Consider the following 19,130-nt stretch of genomic DNA (forward strand, 5'->3'; position numbering starts at 1 on the left):
GAGCTGCATCAGGCGAGCCCGAAACTTTTCCTCAGCCCTCTCTCGACCGAAGCTGCAGGCATGAATCGACGTAACTTGGCCAGAAGGGAGGCCTCACCTTTGGGCGTATGGCGCATTTTCCACTGGCCTAAAGCGGCATCGACAATCGTGGCGGCAACGCCATCCGGATAGGGCGCTTGCTGGACGTTGCGTTGGACCGCTTGTGTCACGAATCCGAAGGTGGCCACGTAGTCATCGATTCTGCTGGCTGTCCGCGGGGCGTGCAGATCCAGATTGGTTCGGGTGAAAGACGGTTCGACCAGGGCCACGCGAATGCCGAATTGGCGTACTTCGTGATCCAGACTCTCCGAGAGTCCCTCCACGGCATGTTTGGAGGCGGAGTACAGGGGCATGTAGGGAGCCGGCAGAAATCCTAGAACCGAGCTGACATTGACGATGCGGCCGGAACGCCGAGCGCGCATGTAGGGCAGTACGGCCCTGATCATGCGCAGGACACCCAAAAGATTGGTGTCGAGCAATGTCTGAGCTTCGGTGATCGAGGTTTCTTCTGTAGCGCCGAGTAGCGTGACCCCGGCATTATTGACCAGCACGTCGATTCGCTTAGCTTGGGCGATGAGTGTATCGATCGCGCGCGCAATCGAGGCCTCGTCGCGAACATCCATTTCCAGGAGCGTGACCCCCGGAATAGCATTCGCTGGCACCAAATTGCGCACAGTGCCGAACACGCGGCAACCCAGGCTCGAAAATCTCTCGGCTGCGGCGCGTCCAATACCTGATGACACACCCGTCACGAGGACTACTTGTGAATTCGACATGACGGCTCCCTTTGCTTGGCAAATTACATCGGGGGCGGATTCGCGATCATCTGCGCATTGAATGCGTTGATGAAGGCGTGTTCGTCAGGCCCAGGATTGGAGCGCAGGGTACTTACTGCGCTGACCACCACCTCCGGCGTCTCGGTCGCCAGACCTGCCATGGTTTCGGCGATGAACGCGTCAACCGGCATGGCGCGCGGATCGCCACTCTTCTTGCCCAGAAGCTCGGTATCCACCCAGGGCGGTGCGATTTCCTGCACGCTCACGTTGGTGTCTTGCAACATGAAGCGCTGTGACAAGGCGTACGAGTGCAGCCCTGCTTTGGTGGCGGAGTAGACCGCACTGGGCGCCAGAGGCACGTAGGCCAGGATCGAGGTGTTGTAGATGATCGTGGCGCGCGGCTGCTGCTTGAGGTGTTCGATCAGCGCCGAGCTCAGCAGGATCGGCCCGAGCAGGTTGGTTTCGAGCAGGCGGCGCGAGCTCGCTTCGTCAATCTGCCCGGCCGCATTGTCGAAGGGCATGATGCCGGCATTGTTGACCAGCACGTTGAGGCTGGGGTAGCGGGCGATCAGGGTTTGCGCTGCAGCTTGGATGCTGGCTGAGTCGGCGATATCCAGCTCAATAGCCTCCATGCCGGGGTTGGCGGCCACGACTTCGTCGAGCAGCGCCTTGCGACGCCCGGCGATGATGACCTTGTTGCCGCGCTGGTGGAATGCTTCCGCGAGGCCGCGGCCGATGCCGGAGCCGCCGCCGGTCACGAGAATGGTATTGCCTTCGAGTTTCATGATGTGTCCTTTTTGGGGTGTGAGTGAAAGTGGGCGCTCAGGCCTTGCGTGTGCCCTTGATGAAGGCCGCGATCTGGCTTGCGGCGGCTTCAGGGTATTGGTGATGCGGTCCGTGGCCCGCTCTGGGGTAGGTAATCAGGCTCAGGGTCGGCAACTGGCCGTTGAGGGCGTACCAGTTCTCGATCGGGAAAATGATGTCGTGGTCCGCACCCAGATGCAGGATGGGCGTCTTGGTGGTCTTCAGGAAGCCGAGCATTTCATCCGACGGAAAGACGGGATTGCGCGGCGTATTGCCGATCTGGCTGATCGCCCAGTCGGCCGGCACGTCGGGGCTGCGGGCAATCTTCTGCGCCACGATCCGCTCGAAGGAGCGCTTCGAGGCGGCACGACTGCCCTCATCGGCGGGCTCGAAGAAGATCGTGGTGAAGTTGTCCAGACTGATGCCGGGTACGGCGGCGGCGTCGTAGAAGAGCTGTTCAGCCTGTTTGACAAGCTTGCCGGGGGGCGTCGTCGCCAGCAGAACGGCATGGCTGACGTCCTGGCCGAACATCGCCAGATAGATCTGCGCAACGATGCCGCCGATGGACCAGCCTGCGATCACGACATCTTTCAGCCCGAGTGCATCGATCAGGTCTTTGGCGTCTTTCACCATGGCTGCCGGGTTGTAGCTTTTCTCCCCGGTGGACAGCCCCAGCCCTGAATAGTCGAAGCTCACTACCTGAAAGCCTTGAACTGCGAGGGCGTCAATGAAGGCAGGGTCCCACAGGCCCAGCACACCCCGAAAGCGATTGCACAGCACGATGGGTTTGCCGCTCCCGACGGAGCGGTAGGCCAGCTTGCGGCCACCGACTTCGACGAAGCGGGTGGTTGCCGTCGCTGAATTGTTGTCGCTCGTGCGCCCGCTCTGAGCATTGGCCTGCGAGGGCAAGGAGAGGGCGGCGGCCATGGCTGCGCTCGCGACGAGTGCTTGACGGCGGGATAGCGAGTCGGGGGTGCTAGCAGGGTCACTCATGTCAGGCTCCAGTTGTGATCAGTTTTGAATTCGCGCAGTGCTTTTGATGCAGATCTTTAGCGTGGCTTGTGCGTTGCGAACGCGTCCCAGGCACCGCAAAGTCTAGTAACTTGCAAACTGCAAGTCACATGCTATGTCTATGGCTTGCAAAATGCAAGTCACAAGCCTAAAATTTTCTACATGAAGAAAATCAATCAGTCTTCCGCGTGCCCAGATGGCTATCGATCAACATGTCCTATCGCCAACGTGCTGGACATCTTGGGCGATAAATGGACCCTGCTCGTGGTGCGCGATCTGTTGTTGTCGGGCAAGCGCCGTTATGGCGAGTTTCAGTCTTCACCCGAGTCGATTCCGACCAACATCCTGGCGGACAGGTTGAAGCGCTTGGAAGCTGCCGGTTTGGTCAAGAAAGAGTTCTACCAAGACAAGCCGCCGCGAGCGGAGTACTTCATCACCCGCAAAGGCGCCGATCTGGGCCCTGTATTGCAAGAGATGGCGCAATGGGGGCAGAAATACATTCCGGGCGTCATCACACCCAGTCAGTTCAATCAGCCTGAAATCAGGGATTAGCGTGTAGCTGGCTGAAACGGGGCAATCTGATCAAGCAGCGAGCTTGAGCACCCGATGTAGCCAAGCGCTCAAGCGTCAGCCTGGGCTGGAAAAAGAGCGCAGTCAGCGCCGGCGAACGCTGTCGTGACAGCTTCGCACTACGCTTGCTCCAGGCGTCTCCCCCATTACTGGATAGCGATGTTTGTCAGCGCTCGAGGCTGCCAACCACCACCGAGGGCCTTGAACGCTGCGACCGCTGCGCGGGCCGATTCGGTTTGGGCCTGCACGCGCGAATCTGAAACACGCAACAGGCTTTCGTCGGCAAGCAGCACTTCGATCAGGCTGACGACACCCTTCTGGTATGCCGCAAATGAAGCGCCGCGCGCGCGGCTGAGCGCGTCCACGCCTTGGGCAAGTTCGGCCAACTGCGCTTCACGCTTAACCAGGGCCGACAAGGCATTTTCCACGTCCTCCGTCGCCCGTAGCACGGCCAGTCGATAGGCCGCCAGACTCTCGGCTTCCTGCCCCTTTGCCTGCTCGATCTGCGCGTTGATGCGGCCGAAATCGAATAGACGCCAGCGCAAGCCCAGCACGCCGGACGCCTGATTGGCGCCGCTAGTGAACAGATTGCTGCTCGATACGCTTGTCGCGCTCCCCAGCAAGCCGCTCAGCGAGAGCTTGGGGTAGTACTCGGCCATCGCGACACCAATTCGCGCATTCGAGGCGGCCAGGCGGCGTTCGGCCACGATGAGGTCGGGGCGGCGGCGCAGCAGCTCGCCCGGCGCGCCCATGGCGTTGATCTGCGGGGCAAGGGGGATTTCAGCGAACTGACTCAATTCGGCCCGATGTGTGCCAGGCGCCGTGCCCAACATCACATCCAGGGCGTTCAGCGCGACGTCCAGGCCTGCCTCCAGCGCAGGAATAGACGCCCGGACCTGGGACAGCGCAGCTTCGGCCTGACGTACCTGCAGCTCGGGCGCCAGGCCCTTGCCGTAGAGCAGCTTGATGGTGGCGAGCAGATCCTGCTGTGTCTTCTCCTGCCGGCGCGCGACGTCCAGGCGGGCCTGCAGGCCGCGGATGCTGATATAGATGTCGGCGGTCTGGGCCGCTACGGCGAGCCGCGTGGCGACGACGCCGGCCTCCGAAGCGCTGTACTCAGCCAGCGCGGCTTCGCGCCCCCGGCGCAGACCGCCGAATGCGTCCAGCTCCCAGCTCGCGCCCAGATTGGCTTCATATGCACTGCCGTATCGGTCGAAGCCGGGCCTGGCGTTAAGAACCTGTCCCAGCGGCGTCTCGACCGACTGGTAAGCGCGGGCAGCCTGGCCACTGATATTGCCGGAGGGTAGCAAGGCGGCATTGGCCGCACCTAGCCCGGCACGTGCCTGCATCACGCGTGCCGAAGCCTGTGCAAGATCAAGATTCTGTGCCAGCGCCAGCGTCACGAAGCGCGTCAGTTGCGGATCGCCGAATCCTGCCCACCAGGTGGCAAGCTCGGCGCTGGATTTCGCCGTGCGTTGATCGACCGCCGTCTGCCCTTGGAAGCGGGCGGGCAGGGGCGTGTCGGGGTGAATGTAGTCAGGGCCGACGGCGCAGCCAGTCGACAGGCTTGCCAGCAGGAGTGAGATGAGCGTGGTTTTGGGCGACATGGATTTCTTTCTGGCGTCGAACGAGTGACCATAATACCAATTGGTCACTTATTGTCTAGTCTTTCCTGCTGGCGTAAGCTGCCTCCCATGATGAAAAACAGTACTCCTGCTGCCCTGGTGCGGGGCCCGGCCGACCACGAGGTGCGCAACCAGATCGTGCTCGCCGCCACCGAACACTTCAGCCGCTACGGTTACGAGAAGACGACCGTGTCAGATCTGGCGAAGGCCATCGGCTTTTCGAAGGCCTACATCTATAAGTTCTTCGAGTCGAAGCAGGCGATAGGCGAGATGATCTGCGCCAACTGCCTGGGCAAGATCGAGACCGACGTCAAGGCGGCCATCGATCAGGCCGATCGGCCCCCGGAGAAGCTGCGGCGCATGTTCAAGGCCGTCCTCGAACTGAGCCTGCAGCTGTTTTCGCAAGACCGCAAGCTGTATGAAATTGCGACCTCTGCCGCGACCGAGCGCTGGCAGTCCACGCTCGCCTATGAAGAGCGCATCCGGGTGATGCTGCGGAGCATCCTGGAGGAGGGGCGGCAGAGCGGGGACTTCGAGCGCAAGACGCCGCTCGATGAAACCGTGATGGCGATCTACCTGGTGCTGCGTCCTTTCCTGCACCCACTGATCCTGCAGCACAGCCTGGATTACACCGAGGACGCACCCGCTCAGCTTTCGAGCCTGGTGCTGCGCAGTCTGTCACCGTGAATGAAGAAAATTGTTTGTGACTATTGACTGAAATGGTCACAAGAAAGATGATGAAGGTCCCGATCACTTTACCAAAGGGACTTTCATGCTCCGCTTCGCCACTCCTTTATTCATGTGCGCCATACCCCTGGCGCTCGTCGCTTGCGGCGAGAAGGCGCCCGCCGATCCGCGCACCGAGCCCCCTCTGGTGCGCGCTGCGATGGCCCGGGAGGCCGGCGCGGCTTCACGTTCGTTTACGGGCACCGTCGCTGCACGGGTGCAGAGCGATCTTGGCTTCCGTGTCTCAGGCAAGGTGCTGGAGCGCCTGGTCGACGCCGGGCAAAGCGTCAAGCGCGGTCAGCCGCTGATGCGCATGGACCCCGTTGATCTGAAACTGGCGGCTCATGCCCAGCTGGAAGCGGTGGCCGCCGCACGGGCCCGTGCCCAGCAGACGGCCGAAGACGAGGCCCGCTACCGCGATTTGCGCGGCACCGGCGCCATCTCCGCATCCAGCTATGATCAGGTCAAGGCTGCGGCCGATGCTGCCCGTGCGCAGCTCAGCGCGGCAGAAGCTCAGGCCGACGTGGCCCGCAATGCAAGCCGCTACACCGAACTGCTGGCTGATGGCGACGGTGTGGTCATGGAAACCCTGGCCGAACCCGGGCAGGTCGTCAGCGCCGGACAGGTCGTGGTGCGGCTGGCGCATGCCGGCCGGCGTGAGGCGGTGATCCAGTTGCCGGAAACGCTGCGCCCGGTGATCGGTTCGGTGGCGCAGGCTAGCTTGTTTGGCAAGGAAGGCAAGCCCGTTCCAGCCAGACTGCGCCAGCTCTCCAACTCGGCGGATCGCCTCACGCGTACCTTCGAGGCGCGCTATGTGCTGGCGGGCGAGCTGTCGAACGCGCCGCTGGGCAGCACGGTCGTGCTCCAGATGCCGGAGAGGACTTCTTCAGAACAAGGCGGCCTGCAGGTTCCCATCGGTGCCTTGTTCGACCCGGGCAAGGGCCCCGGAGTGTGGGTCATCCAGGGCGAGCCCGCAAAGGTGTCCTGGCGGCCGGTCAGCATCCAGCGCGTCGATGACGCCGGCGCCTATGTCGCAGGCCAGATCAAGCAAGGCGAAAAAATCGTCGCGCTCGGCGCCCATCTTCTGCATGAGGGCGAACAGGTCCGCGTGGCGGGTCTGGCCGCGGCCAATACGACACAAGGAGCACATCCGTGAGCGAAGGCCGATTCAACCTGTCGGCGCTCGCGGTACGCGAACGCGCCATCACGCTGTTCCTGATCATCCTGATTTCGCTGGGCGGAGCCCTGTCCTTTTTCAAACTGGGGCGGGCCGAGGATCCCTCATTTACAATCAAGGTCATGACGATCGTCACCGCCTGGCCCGGCGCGACCGCGCAGGAGATGCAGGATCAGGTCGCCGAGAAGATCGAAAAGCGCTTGCAGGAGCTGCGCTGGTATGACCGCAGCGAGACCTACACCCGCCCCGGACTCGCCTTCACCACGCTGACGCTGCTCGATAGCACGCCGCCGTCGGAGGTACAGGATGAGTTCTATCAGGCCCGCAAGAAGGTCGGGGACGAACTGCGTAACCTGCCACCCGGAGTGCTCGGGCCGTTTGTGAATGACGAGTATTCCGATGTGACCTTCGCTTTGTACGCACTCAAGGCCAAGGGGGTACCCCAGCGCGAGCTGGTTCGCGAAGCGGAAACCCTGCGTCAGCGCCTGCTGCATGTGCCGGGGGTGAAGAAAGTCAACATCGTTGGCGAACAGTCAGAACGTATCTACGTCGAGTTCTCGCACGAGCGCCTGGCAACGCTGGGCATCAGCCCGCAGGATGTGTTCGCCGCGCTGGGCAGCCAGAATGCCTTGACGCCGGCGGGTTCGGTCGAGACCAAGGGACCGGAGGTATTCATCCGTCTGGACGGCGCTTTCGATGAGCTGGAGAAGATCCGCAACACGCCTGTGGTGGCGCAGGGGCGCACGCTGAAGCTCGCGGACATCGCCACGGTGAAGCGTGGTTATGAAGACCCGGCAACGTTCATCATCCGCAATGCTGGCGAGCCGGCGCTGCTGCTCGGTGTTGTCATGCGTGACGGCTGGAACGGGCTCGATCTGGGTAAGGCCTTGGACGGCGAGGTCAAAGCCATCAATGCCGTGCAGCCATTGGGCATGAGTCTGGACAAAGTGACCGATCAGGCTGTCAATATCAGCACAGCGGTCAATGAGTTCATGGTCAAGTTCTTCGCCGCGGTGATGGTGGTCATGTTGGTGAGCTTTGTCAGCATGGGCTGGCGTGTCGGTATTGTGGTGGCCGCTGCCGTTCCGCTGACCTTGGCGGTTGTCTTTGCCGTGATGCTGGCGACCGGCAAGAACTTCGACCGCATCACACTGGGCTCACTGATCCTGGCGCTCGGCCTGTTGGTGGATGACGCCATCATTGCCATCGAAATGATGGTGGTGAAAATGGAAGAAGGCTACGACCGTATCGCGGCTTCAGCCTACGCCTGGAGCCACACTGCGGCACCCATGCTGTCAGGCACGCTGGTCACGGCGGTCGGCTTCATGCCGAATGGCTTCGCACGCTCTTCGGCGGGCGAATACACCAGCAACATGTTCTGGATCGTCGGCATCGCACTCATCGCCTCATGGGTGGTGGCCGTGGTTTTTACGCCCTATCTCGGGGTCAAGCTGCTGCCCGATTTCAAGAAGGTCGAAGGCGGTCACGAGGCGATCTACGACACGCCTCGCTATAACCGCTTCCGCCGACTACTGCGGCAGGTCATCGCGCGGAAGTGGATCGTCGCCGGAACGGTGATCGGCCTTTTCGTGCTGTCGGTGCTCGGCATGGGGGTAGTCAAGAAGCAGTTCTTCCCGATTTCTGACCGTCCAGAAGTGCTGGTCGAGGTCCAGATGCCCTACGGCACCTCGATTACCCAGACCAGCGCTGCGTCGGCGCAGGTGGAAGCCTGGCTAGCCAAGCAAAAGGAAGCGAAGACTGTCACCGCCTACGTTGGCCAGGGGGCGCCGCGTTTCTATCTGGCGATGGGTCCGGAGCTCCCGGACCCGTCGTTTGCCAAAATCGTGGTGCGGACAGATAACCAGGATGAGCGCGAGGCGCTGAAACACCGCTTGCGGCAGGCCATCGCCGAAGGCCTGGCCCCGGAGGCGCGCGTGCGTGTCACCCAACTCATCTTCGGTCCGTACTCGCCCTTTCCGGTCGCTTATCGGCTCACCGGTCCAGATCCGGAGGTGTTGCGCAAGCTGGCGGAGGATGTGCGGCAGGTCATGGAGGCCAGCCCGTTGATGCTCACGGTCAACACGGATTGGGGGGTGCGCGTACCCACACTGCATTTCACTCTGCAGCAGGACCGCTTGCAGGCCGTCGGACTGAGCTCCAGCTCGGTGGCGCAACAACTGCAATTCCTGCTCAGCGGAATTCCTGTCACCGAAGTGCGTGAGGACATTCGCACGGTGCAGGTTGTCGCGCGTTCGGCGGGAAACAAGCGGCTCGACCCGGCCAGAATCGGCGACTTCACCTTGGCGGGCGTTCAGGGGCAGCGCATTCCGCTGTCACAGATCGGCAAAGTCGAGGTGCGCATGGAAGAGCCGATCATGCGCCGCCGCGACCGCGTGCCGACGATCACCGTGCGGGGTGACATTGGCGAAGGCTTGCAGCCGCCGGATGTGTCGGCGGCCATCACCCGGCAACTGCAGCCTGTCATCGACAAGCTGCCGAGTGGCTATCACATCGTGGAGGCGGGCTCCATCGAAGAGTCCGGCAAGGCGACTGTAGCGATGTTGCCGATCTTCCCGATCATGCTGGCGCTTACGCTGCTCATCATCATCCTGCAGGTGCGCTCGATGGCCGGCATGGTGATGGTCTTCCTGACCAGTCCGCTGGGGCTGATCGGTGTGGTGCCGGCGCTGATCCTCTTCCATCAGCCTTTTGGTATCAATGCGCTGGTGGGCTTGATCGCGCTGTCGGGCATCCTGATGCGCAACACGCTGATCCTGATTGGGCAGATTCGTGAGAACGAACAAGCCGGGCTGGACCCCTTCCGCGCCGTGGTCGAGGCGACGGTGCAGCGCGCGCGTCCGGTGATCCTGACCGCGCTGGCGGCAATCCTCGCGTTCATCCCGCTGACGCATTCGGTGTTCTGGGGAACGCTCGCCTATACGCTGATTGGCGGCACCTTTGCCGGAACCATCCTGACCCTCGTGTTCCTGCCCGCCATGTACTCCATCTGGTTCAAGATCAGGCCGGCGCTCCCGCAGAGCTGATCCGTCTTTGAGTCTCTGTTTGTGTGGTGCTGCAACACGATATGCATAAGATCCGAGGCGCAAGCCGTCTCGGATCACGTGTTTTCGTTGCGCTATCTTGTCTGAGATTGCGGCCTAAGCGCTGAAATCGGCTTGATTTGCCATGGCGGCAGTTCTGTTCTGCGCATGCAATGGCACATGATGCCGCAGTGAAGCGTCGCAAAAAGGCCGCAAAAGCAGAGCGCCACACCCGACTTCACAAAAAAATAGCCCGCTTTGGCGGGCTATTTTGTTTTAGCTTATTGAAGCTTATGGTGTTTATTGGTGGAGGCGGCGGGAATCGAACCCGCGTCCGAAAGTCCTCTACAACTGGATCTACATACTTAGTCGGTCAATTTTTTTTAACACCGCGCATTGCCGATCGACAGGCCCGCGCGACGCGAGTTACCTATTTTTTAGCTCCACACCAAGTAACCCGATGCGGCACGATTCCCTGTGAATGACACTGCTGTCGGTTGCCCGACCTGACCCAGAGAACAATCAGTGCAGTGGCTGAAGCCTTAAGCGGCTAGAGCGAATTGCTCGTCGTTTGCGAGTAAAACTTTTCAGATGGATTTACGAGGTCACTGATCCTCGGTATGCACCACGCTGCTTCGCGACCCCCGTCGAAACCAGGTCGCCCCCAGCAATCTTCATTCTACGCTTTGGCTGACAGGTAGTCCAACAGATCCAGCGGCTGCTCGATGGTGTAGTCGGCGTTCCAGGCTTCAATCGGCTTGTCTTCGCCGATGTAGCCCCAGCGCACTGCGACGCTGTGCATCCCGGCGGCTTTGGCGGCAATGATGTCGCGTTCGTCGTCGCCCAGGTAGATGCAGCGCTCAGGCGCGATGGCGCACAGCGCGGCGGCGTGGAGCAGGGGCTCCGGCGCCGGTTTGGCCTTGGCCGTCGTGTCTCCGCTGACCACGCAAGCTGCGCGCTGATTCAGCTGCATGGCGGCAACCAGCGGCGTGGTGAAGCGGGTGTGCTTGTTGGTGACGATGCCCCAGGGCAGGCCGCGCGCTTCGAGCTCAGCGAGCAGGGCAGGCATGCCCGCAAAAAGCTGCGTATCGACGCAGATATTGGCGCTGTAATGTTGCAGGACGCGATCTGCCAGTGCTGCGTAGCGCGCGTCATCAGGACTGATGCCGTAGCCGGCGCGCAGCAGGCCGCGCACGCCCTGTGAGGTGAGCGGACGCAGCTGGCTCAGCGGCAGGGCCGGCAGGCCGTCTTCCAGGCGGGTGCGGTTGAGTGCGCCGGCCAGGTCGGGGGCCGTGTCGGCCAGGGTGCCATCGAGGTCGAACAACACGCAGAGGATGTCGTGCTCAGGCATGTTTGACACAGCGCATCAGGTAATTGACGTCGGTGCCGGCGCCCAGGCTGTAGCGCTTGTCGAGCGGGTTGTAGTGCATGCCGATCAGTTCGACCACGTCCAACCCCGCATCGCGTGCAAAGCGCGTCAGTTCGGCGGGCTTGATGAAGCGCTGGTATTCGTGGGTGCCGCGCGGCAGCATGCGCAGCAGGTATTCGGCGCCGATGATGGCCATCAGGTAAGCCTTGGCATTGCGATTGATGGTCGAGAAGTACACCGAAGCCCCTGGCGCTGCGAGATCAGCGCAGGCGCGCACGGTGCTGGCCGGATCCGGTACGTGTTCGAGCATCTCCATGCAGCTGACGACTTCAAACTGGCCCGGGCGCTCGGCAGCAATCGTCTCGGCGGCGATCTTCTGGTAATCGACGCTCACGCCGCTATCCAGCGCATGCAAGCGGGCAACGGCCAGTGCCTTGTCCGACAGATCGATGCCGGTCACCTTGGCGCCGCGCTGCGCCATGCTCTCGGCGAGGATGCCGCCGCCGCAGCCGATATCGATGACGGCTTTGCCGCTGATGGGCGAGGCCGCGTCGATCCAGTCCAGGCGCAAGGGGTTGATTTCGTGCAGGGGGCGGAATTCCGATTGCGGGTCCCACCAGCGGTGGGCCAGTGCGCTGAATTTGGCCAGTTCGCTATCGTCGGCATTGGTCTGAATCACGGTATTCCCCAGTCTCACAAGAAAATAAAAAGCCCTGCCGAAGCAGGGCTTTTTCAGGCAGTGGCGGCTATTTTACTTGACGCCGACAGCTTCCAGTTCAACGCGACGGTCCGGACCGAAGAAGTCAACCAGCTTCTTGTTCTTGCCGTTGAACGGGCCGAGCTTCTTGTAGTCGTCGTTGGTCACCGGTTGGGTTTCGCCCTTACCTTCCGTGTAAACACGGTTGGCCGGCACACCCTTGCTCACCAAGAAGTCCTTGACGGCAGCAGCACGCTTTTCCGACAGGGCTTGGTTGTAAGCATCGGAACCCAGACGGTCAGCGTGACCGACGGCGATGACGACTTCCAGCGAGGACAGCTTGGTCACGCGCTCAGCGAAAGCTGCGAGCTTTTCCTGACCCAGCGGGGTGACGACAGCTTTGTCGTACTCGAACAGGGCATCAGCCGGGATGTTGACCTTGACTGCAGCGGGGGCCGGAGCAGGAGCCGGTGCCGGAGCGGGAGCAGGCTTCGGTGCCGGTGCCGGTGCGGGGGCCGGAGCAGGAGCGGGCTTCGGCGGCTGGCAAGCGGCTTCTTTGGCGAATTCCGGTTCGCAGGTGCAGCCGACCGGCTTGCCATTGGAGCCCATCACGCTCAGGGCCAGTTCCTTGGTCCAGATACCGGCCGAACGCCAGCACAGACCGTCGTTGGCGCGCTCGATGACCTTGTCGGCGGAGATTGCGTAGGGCTGCGGGCCAGTACCACTGGTGGTGATCGACTGGGCGAAGGCGCTGGTGATGCTTGCAGCGGCAAGAACCGTCAGCAGAAGTTTTTGACTTGTCTTCATATGCTCCTCAATTACTGTTTGTGAAGAAAAGGACTGAGCGGATCACCCATGCCCATCTAATGCCCTTGCCTTGCAGCTTGATTGCACCGCAGGGCATTGGTTCTACTGCATCCTGCATTAAAAATTCATGACGCGAATCAATGTAGAAATTGAATTCCCGCCTTAATTCTGCAGGGAATTCTGCCACAGCCGTGAAAGACGCAGCAATTCAGTGTTGTCATTATGCAACAGTACTCCTCCTTTCACCACATGCCGACCGCCGACCCAGGTTTCCTGGACGTGCTCGCGGCCGCAGGCATAGACGATGTGCGATGCAACATTGAATATTGGTGAAGTTTCAAGTGAATTCAGTGCGATAGCGCACATGTCGGCAAGTTTGCCCGGGCGCAGGCTGCCCAGCTCGGCGCTGCGGCCCAAGGCGTGTGCGGCGTGGATAGTCGCCATTTGTAAAATCTTGTGTGCTGGCAAGGCACTTGCATCCATCGTGCTGAGCTTGGCCAGCAGGGCGGCTTGACGCATTTCCTGCAGGATGTCCAGGCGGTTGTTGCTGGCCGCGCCGTCGGTGCCAAGACCAACATGAATCCCTGCGGCCAGCATGGCGGCGACGGGCGCCGCACCGCTGGCGAGCTTCATGTTGGAGACCGGGTTGTGGGCGATGCCGACATTGTTGAGGGCAAGGCTGGCGATTTCGTCCGGCGTCACATGCACGGCGTGGGCGATCAGTAGATTGGGCCCCAGCAAGCCCAGTGACTGTAGGCGTTGCAAGGGGCGCACGCCATGCTCGGCAAGGCTTTGCGCAATTTCATCGCGTGTTTCGTGCGCATGGATGTGGATCATCAGATCCAGCTCTTCGGCGAGCGAGCCGATGCGTTCGAAGCTGGCGTCAGAAACCGAATAGGGGGCGTGCGGCGCCAGGGCGAAGTCGATCAGCGGATGCTCGCGCCAGGCGCTGTGTGCCTGCAGGCCTTTGTGCAAATAGTCGGCCGCGTCCGCGGCGTAGTTGGTCGGGAAGTCGATCACCGTCATGCCGATCACGGCGCGCATGCCTAGTTGTTCGTAGGCGCGCGCGGCAGCGTCCGGGAAGAAATACATGTCGTTGGCGCAGGTTACGCCACCGAGCAACATTTCGGCGCCGCCGAGCAAGCTGCCGTGGAAGACGAATTCCTCGCTGACGTGCTGTCGCTCGGCTGGCCAGATGGCTTCCTGCAGCCAGCGCATCAGGGGCAGGTCGTCGGCGTAGCCGCGCAGCAGCGACATCGGCGTGTGCGTGTGCAGATTGATGAGTCCGGGCAGCAGCACATGATCTTCAAGGCAGACGGTCTCGGTCGCGCTGTAGCGCAAGCGCGCCTCGCTGATCGGCAAGATGTCGAGGATGCGGCCGCCGCGCACGGCGACGGCATGATTTTCCAGCGTCAGCTCGGCGGGTTCGACCGGGATCACCCAGCGGGCTTCAATCAGCAGGTCCAGGTGCTCAAGTGCTTGATTCATGGCTTGGGCGGGCTGTTGTAGGGGTGGTGGATAGGCCGGGCTCTCGGGGGTACGGCATGTTACAATTGCACGCTTTTGGGAAAGCCTTGGCTTGCTTCAGCCTGCCTTTGCGGGCGTTGTGCTGACCGCCTCTGCTTGTTCGCGCATTCCGGATATTACGACACTCGCGCCACATGAATTCATTCGCAAAAGAAACGCTCCCGATCAGTCTTGAAGAGGAGATGCGCACTTCCTATCTCGATTACGCCATGAGCGTGATCGTCGGGCGGGCGCTGCCGGACGTCAGGGATGGCCTGAAGCCGGTCCATCGTCGCGTGCTTTACGCGATGCATGAATCGAATTTCGCCTGGAACCGCGCTTACGTGAAGTGCGCCCGCGTGGTCGGCGACGTGATGGGTAAGTACCACCCGCACGGCGACTCGGCGATCTACGACACCCTGGTGCGGATGGCGCAGGATTTCTCGCTGCGTTACACGCTGATCGACGGGCAGGGCAATTTCGGCTCCATCGATGGCGACAATGCGGCGGCCATGCGTTACACCGAGTGCCGCCTGGACAAGATCTCCGCCGATCTGCTGGCCGATATCGAAAAGGAAACGGTCGACTTCCAGCCCAACTACGACGGCAAGGAACTCGAACCGACCGTGCTGCCGACGCGGGTGCCGAACCTGCTGGTCAACGGCAGCTCGGGGATCGCCGTGGGTATGGCGACCAATATCCCGCCGCACAATCTCTCCGAAGTCATCGAAGCCTGCCTGTGCCTGCTGGGCAATCCGGATACGGATATTGAAGAGCTGATCAAGCTGGTGCCGGCGCCGGACTTTCCCACTGCCGGCCTGATCTATGGTCTGTCGGGCGTGCATGATGGCTATCGCACCGGTCGCGGTCGCGTGATCATGCGCTCGCGTACGCACTTCGAAGACATTCCGAAGAGCAATGATCGCCAGGCCATCATCATCGATGAGCTGCCCTATCAGGTGAACAAGCGCACCCTGCTCGAAAAGATTGCCGAGCTGGTGGGCGAGAAGAAGATCGAGGGTATCTCTGATCTGCGCGACGAGTCGGACAAGTCCGGCATGCGCGTGGTGATCGAGCTCAAGCGCGGCGAAATGCCCGAGGTGGTGCTGAACAATCTGTTCAAGCAGACGCAGATGCAAGACAGCTTCGGCATGAACATGGTCGCGCTGGTCGATGGCAAGCCGCGCCTGCTCAACCTCAAGCAGATGCTCGAGTGCTTCCTCTCGCATCGTCGTGAAGTCATTACGCGGCGCACGATCTTCGAATTGCGCAAGGCGCGCGAACGCGGCCATGTGCTTGAAGGTCTGGCTGTCGCGCTGTCCAACGTGGACGAGATCATCGCCCTTATCAAGGCGGCACCGACGCCGGCGATTGCCAAGCAGGAGCTGATGAGCCGCCAGTGGCGCTCGCCCCTGGTTGAAGAAATGCTCTCGCGCGCCATGGTGGCCGAATACCGTCCGGACGGTCTGGGCGAAGAGTTCGGTCTGTCGGCGCAGGGTTATCGCCTCTCCGAAGTGCAGTCGCAGCGCATTCTTGAAATGCAATTGCAGCGCCTGACCAATATGGAGCAGGACAAGATCGTCAGCGAATACAAGGAGGTGATGGACATCATCACCGACCTGCTCGACATCCTGGCCAAGCCGGCGCGCATCACCCAGATCATCTCTGACGAGCTGCGCGCGATCCGCGAACAGTTCGGCGATCCGCGCAAGTCGGAAATCGTGCTCGGTACTTCGGATATCAATATTGAAGACCTGATCACGCCGGAAGACATGGTGGTCACGCTCTCGCACACCGGCTACTTCAAGCGCCAGCCGCTCGCCGACTATCGCGCGCAGAAGCGTGGCGGGCGTGGCAAGCAGGCTGCGGCGACCAAGGAAGACGACTGGATCGACCAGCTCTTCGTCGCCAATACGCACGATTACATCCTGTGCTTCTCCAACCGTGGCCGTCTGTACTGGCTCAAGGTCTATGAAGTGCCGGAAGGCAATCGCAATTCGCGCGGCAAGCCGATCGTCAATCTGTTCCCGCTGGTCGAAGGCGAGAAGATCACCGCCGTGCTGCCGGTCAAGGAATTCGACGAAGGCCACTTCATCTTCATGGCGACCGCACAGGGCACCGTGAAGAAGACGCCGCTGACCGATTTTGCCAATCCGCGCAAGGCCGGCATCATTGCCGTGGGCCTCGATGATGGTGACTACCTGATCGGCGTGGCGGTAACCGATGGCGACTGCAATGTGATGCTGTTCTCCGATGCAGGTAAGGCGGTGCGCTTCAGCGAAAACGATGTGCGCCCGATGGGCCGCACTGCGCGCGGCGTGCGCGGCATGATGCTCGAAGATGGTCAGAGCGTGCTGTCGATGCTGGTCGCGCATGGCGAGACGCAAAGCGTGCTGACGGCGACCGAAAACGGTTACGGCAAGCGCACCTCGATCAGCGAATACACCCTGCACGGTCGCGGCACCAAGGGCATGATCGCGATCCAGGGTTCGGAGCGCAACGGCAAGCTGGTCGCAGCGGTGCTGGTTGATCCGACCGATCACGTGATGCTGATTGCCGACAACGGTGTGCTGATCCGCACCCCGGTGCGTGACATCCGCGAACTGGGCCGTTCGACGCAGGGCGTGACGCTGATCCATCTGGATTCCGGCGCCAAGCTCTCGAGCATCGAAAAGATTGTCGAGACCGACGAGGAAGAAGCCGCCGACGCAGGCACGCAGGATACTTCCGGTGAGGGCGCAAGCGACGAGGGCCAAGCGTGACGCGGGTTTTCAATTTTTCAGCGGGACCGGCTGCGCTGCCGGAAGAGGTGCTGAGCCAGGCCGCAGCGGAAATGCTCGACTGGCACGGCAGTGGCATGTCGGTGATGGAAATGAGCCATCGCGGCAAGGAGTTCACCAGCATCATCGAGCAGGCGCTCGCCGATGTACGTGAGCTGATGCAGGTGCCCGCAGGTTATCAGGTGCTGTTCATGCAGGGCGGCGGGCTGGGCGAGAACGCCATCGTGCCGCTCAATCTGCTCGGCCGGAACAACAAGGTCGATATCGTCGAGACGGGCAGCTGGTCCGCCAAGTCGCGCGCAGAAGCGGCCCGCTACGGTGATCTGCATCTGGCTGCCAGCGGCCTGCGTGCTGAGGCCAAGCAGGGCAAGTACACGAGCATTCCGGCTGTGGCCGACTGGCGCGTGCGCAGCGATGCGGCTTATCTGCACATCTGCGGCAATGAAACCATCGACGGCGTCGAGTTCTTCGACTTTCCGGACATGGCGGCGCTGGGCGCGCCGGACGTGCCCCTGGTGGTCGATGTGTCCTCGCACATTCTCTCGCGTCCGCTGGATGTCAGCAAATGCGGTCTGCTGTTCGGCGGCGCGCAAAAGAACATCGGCCCGGCAGGCCTGACCCTGGTCATCGTGCGCGATGATCTGCTCGACCAGGCGCATGCGCTGTGCCCTTCAGCCTTCAACTACAAGCTGGTGGCGGCCAATGGCTCGATGTACAACACGCCGCCGACCTACTCGATCTATATCGCTGGTCTGGTGTTCCAGTGGCTCAAGCGTCAGGGCGGTGTGGCGGCGATGGCTGAACGCAATGCGGCCAAGGCCAGCTTGCTCTACGACGCGCTGGACCAGAGCGAGCTCTACATTACGCATGTCGAACATGCTTGCCGCTCGCGCATGAACGTGCCGTTCTTCCTGCGCGACGAATCGCTCAACGAGGCCTTCCTGGCCGGCGCCAAGGCGCGCGGCCTGTTGCAGCTCAAGGGGCACAAGTCGGTGGGCGGCATGCGCGCATCGCTTTACAACGCCATGCCGCTTGCGGGCGTGCAGGCTCTGGTGGACTACCTCAAGGAATTCGAGAAGAGCCATGGCTGATTCTTCTTCTGCTGCCGAGCAGCCGCTGAGTGCGGAACAGACCGAAGCCTTGCTGACGGTGCGCAAGGATATCGACCGGCTGGATGCGGAGATTCTGCAGCGCCTGGCCGAGCGGGCGCGTTGCGCGCAGCGCGTAGGCGAGATCAAGAAGGGCCCGCTGTATCGCCCTGAGCGTGAAGCGCAGGTGCTGCGCAATATCGCCGAGAAGAATCCCGGCCCGCTGTCGAATGAAGCGGTGCAGCGCATCTTCCGCGAGATCATGTCCTGGTGTCTGGCGCTTGAGCAGCCGCTCAAGGTGGCCTACCTCGGGCCGCATGGCACGTATTCCGAATCAGCAGCGAGCAAGCATTTTGGCGGCGCCCCCGACCTGCAACCGCAGCAGACCATCGACGATGTGTTCCACGCCGTCGAAGCCGGCGCAGCGGCCTATGGTGTCGTGCCGGTCGAGAATTCGACCGAGGGCGCGGTTGGCCGCACGCTGGACCTCTTCATGTCGGGCAATGTCTCGGTGTGTGGTGAAGTGAGTCTGCGTGTGCGCCAGAACCTGATGACGCACGCGGCCGACATGTCACAGGTCAAGCGCATTTACTCGCATTCACAATCCTTGTCGCAGTGTAACGATTGGTTGGCGCATCATGCGCATGGTATTCCGCGCCTGTCTGTGTCGAGCAATGCCGAAGCGGCACGGCTCGCGGCGGAAGACAAAGAAGCGGCTGCCATTGCCGGGGAGCGCGCGGCCCAGCACTTTGCCCTGCCTATCCTGCATGCCAACATCGAAGACGACCCGAACAACACGACACGCTTCCTGGTCATCTCGGCACATGACGCGAGCCCTTCCGGTCGCGACAAAACCTCCATCGTCTGCTCTGCGCTGCACAAGCCTGGCGCCGTGCATGCCTTGCTGCAGCCATTTGCCGACGAAGGGGTGAGCATGACCAAGTTCGAGTCACGGCCATCGCGTACCGGTTTGTGGGAATACGTGTTCTACGTTGATGTCGAGGGACATCGCGAAGATCCTGCGGTGGCGCGTGCGCTTGCGGCGCTGGCCGATCGTGCGGCCTTCCTCAAGGTGCTCGGCTCCTATCCCGTGGCAGCCATCTGAAGCCTGCTG

Annotated in this window: 15 protein-coding genes and 1 other RNA gene; 7 read left to right on the forward strand and 9 right to left on the reverse strand. The window is 61.7% G+C overall.

Going from position 1 to position 19,130, the window contains the following annotated elements; genetic code table 11:
- Positions 1-8: 8 nt before the first annotated feature.
- The 3 genes from ABDB84_RS13355 to ABDB84_RS13365 are packed head-to-tail and all read right to left on the reverse strand — an operon-like array spanning position 9 to position 2,612.
- On the reverse strand, positions 9-815 hold the full coding sequence (locus ABDB84_RS13355) for an oxidoreductase (protein WP_345920242.1): 807 nt from the start codon (positions 813-815) through the stop codon (positions 9-11).
- A 23-nt stretch (positions 816-838) separates the two neighbouring features.
- Positions 839-1,600: an SDR family oxidoreductase gene (locus ABDB84_RS13360; protein ID WP_345920243.1), complete on the reverse strand. Its 762-nt coding sequence runs from the start codon at positions 1,598-1,600 to the stop codon at positions 839-841.
- Positions 1,601-1,637: 37 nt separating this feature from the next.
- Positions 1,638-2,612 carry an alpha/beta fold hydrolase gene (locus ABDB84_RS13365; RefSeq protein WP_345920244.1) on the reverse strand — a complete coding sequence of 325 codons (975 nt, stop codon included), beginning with the start codon at positions 2,610-2,612 and terminating at the stop codon, positions 1,638-1,640.
- Between the two features lie 180 nt (positions 2,613-2,792).
- Here ABDB84_RS13365 and ABDB84_RS13370 point away from each other — a divergent pair, with 180 nt between their 5' ends.
- Positions 2,793-3,182: a winged helix-turn-helix transcriptional regulator gene (locus ABDB84_RS13370; protein WP_345920245.1), complete on the forward strand. Its 390-nt coding sequence runs from the start codon at positions 2,793-2,795 to the stop codon at positions 3,180-3,182.
- Between the two features lie 164 nt (positions 3,183-3,346).
- Here the strand turns inward: ABDB84_RS13370 and ABDB84_RS13375 are convergent, their stop codons facing one another.
- The gene (locus ABDB84_RS13375; protein ID WP_345920246.1) at positions 3,347-4,807 is read right to left on the reverse strand and encodes an efflux transporter outer membrane subunit; all 1,461 of its coding nucleotides are present in this window, start codon (positions 4,805-4,807) and stop codon (positions 3,347-3,349) included.
- Positions 4,808-4,894: 87 nt separating this feature from the next.
- On the opposite strand from ABDB84_RS13375, the gene ABDB84_RS13380 reads away from it, so the two are divergent.
- From ABDB84_RS13380 to ABDB84_RS13390, 3 genes are all read left to right on the forward strand, one after another.
- Positions 4,895-5,512, forward strand: coding sequence for a TetR/AcrR family transcriptional regulator (locus tag ABDB84_RS13380; protein WP_345920247.1), 618 nt, complete (start codon positions 4,895-4,897; stop codon positions 5,510-5,512).
- A gap of 112 nt (positions 5,513-5,624) precedes the next feature.
- Entirely contained in the window at positions 5,625-6,707 is a 1,083-nt protein-coding gene (locus ABDB84_RS13385) for an efflux RND transporter periplasmic adaptor subunit (RefSeq protein ID WP_345920248.1), read from the forward strand.
- Entirely contained in the window at positions 6,704-9,772 is a 3,069-nt protein-coding gene (locus ABDB84_RS13390) for an efflux RND transporter permease subunit (protein ID WP_345920249.1), read from the forward strand. The genes ABDB84_RS13385 and ABDB84_RS13390 overlap by 4 nt, the downstream gene beginning before the upstream one ends.
- A gap of 301 nt (positions 9,773-10,073) precedes the next feature.
- Here the strand turns inward: ABDB84_RS13390 and ssrA are convergent.
- The 5 genes from ssrA to ABDB84_RS13415 all read right to left on the reverse strand — a co-directional run bounded on the left by ssrA (position 10,074) and on the right by ABDB84_RS13415 (position 14,130).
- Positions 10,074-10,435: a transfer-messenger RNA gene (ssrA, locus tag ABDB84_RS13395) on the reverse strand.
- A gap of 13 nt (positions 10,436-10,448) precedes the next feature.
- Positions 10,449-11,120, reverse strand: a complete 672-nt coding sequence (locus ABDB84_RS13400) for an HAD family hydrolase (RefSeq protein WP_345920250.1) — start codon at positions 11,118-11,120, stop codon at positions 10,449-10,451.
- A complete protein-coding gene (gene ubiG / locus ABDB84_RS13405; RefSeq protein WP_345920375.1) occupies positions 11,113-11,814 on the reverse strand; it encodes a bifunctional 2-polyprenyl-6-hydroxyphenol methylase/3-demethylubiquinol 3-O-methyltransferase UbiG in 702 nt (233 codons plus the stop codon). Before ubiG ends, ABDB84_RS13400 begins: the two co-directional genes overlap by 8 nt.
- Positions 11,815-11,889: 75 nt before the next feature.
- Positions 11,890-12,642, reverse strand: a complete 753-nt coding sequence (locus ABDB84_RS13410) for an OmpA family protein (RefSeq protein ID WP_345920251.1) — start codon at positions 12,640-12,642, stop codon at positions 11,890-11,892.
- Between the two features lie 162 nt (positions 12,643-12,804).
- The gene (locus tag ABDB84_RS13415) at positions 12,805-14,130 is read right to left on the reverse strand and encodes a TRZ/ATZ family hydrolase (protein WP_345920252.1); all 1,326 of its coding nucleotides are present in this window, start codon (positions 14,128-14,130) and stop codon (positions 12,805-12,807) included.
- Between the two features lie 173 nt (positions 14,131-14,303).
- Here ABDB84_RS13415 and gyrA point away from each other — a divergent pair, with 173 nt between their 5' ends.
- From gyrA to pheA, 3 genes are read left to right on the forward strand one after another with little or no spacing between them, the layout of a single operon-like run.
- Positions 14,304-16,910 carry a DNA gyrase subunit A gene (gene gyrA, locus ABDB84_RS13420; protein ID WP_345920253.1) on the forward strand — a complete coding sequence of 869 codons (2,607 nt, stop codon included), beginning with the start codon at positions 14,304-14,306 and terminating at the stop codon, positions 16,908-16,910.
- Positions 16,907-18,019: a 3-phosphoserine/phosphohydroxythreonine transaminase gene (gene serC, locus ABDB84_RS13425; RefSeq protein WP_345920254.1), complete on the forward strand. Its 1,113-nt coding sequence runs from the start codon at positions 16,907-16,909 to the stop codon at positions 18,017-18,019. The genes gyrA and serC overlap by 4 nt, the downstream gene beginning before the upstream one ends.
- Positions 18,012-19,121 carry a prephenate dehydratase gene (pheA, locus tag ABDB84_RS13430; protein WP_428715097.1) on the forward strand — a complete coding sequence of 370 codons (1,110 nt, stop codon included), beginning with the start codon at positions 18,012-18,014 and terminating at the stop codon, positions 19,119-19,121. Before serC ends, pheA begins: the two co-directional genes overlap by 8 nt.
- Positions 19,122-19,130 lie beyond the last annotated feature (9 nt).

This window comes from Uliginosibacterium sediminicola (assembly GCF_039631295.1).
Lineage (GTDB): Bacteria > Pseudomonadota > Gammaproteobacteria > Burkholderiales > Rhodocyclaceae > Viridibacterium > Viridibacterium sediminicola.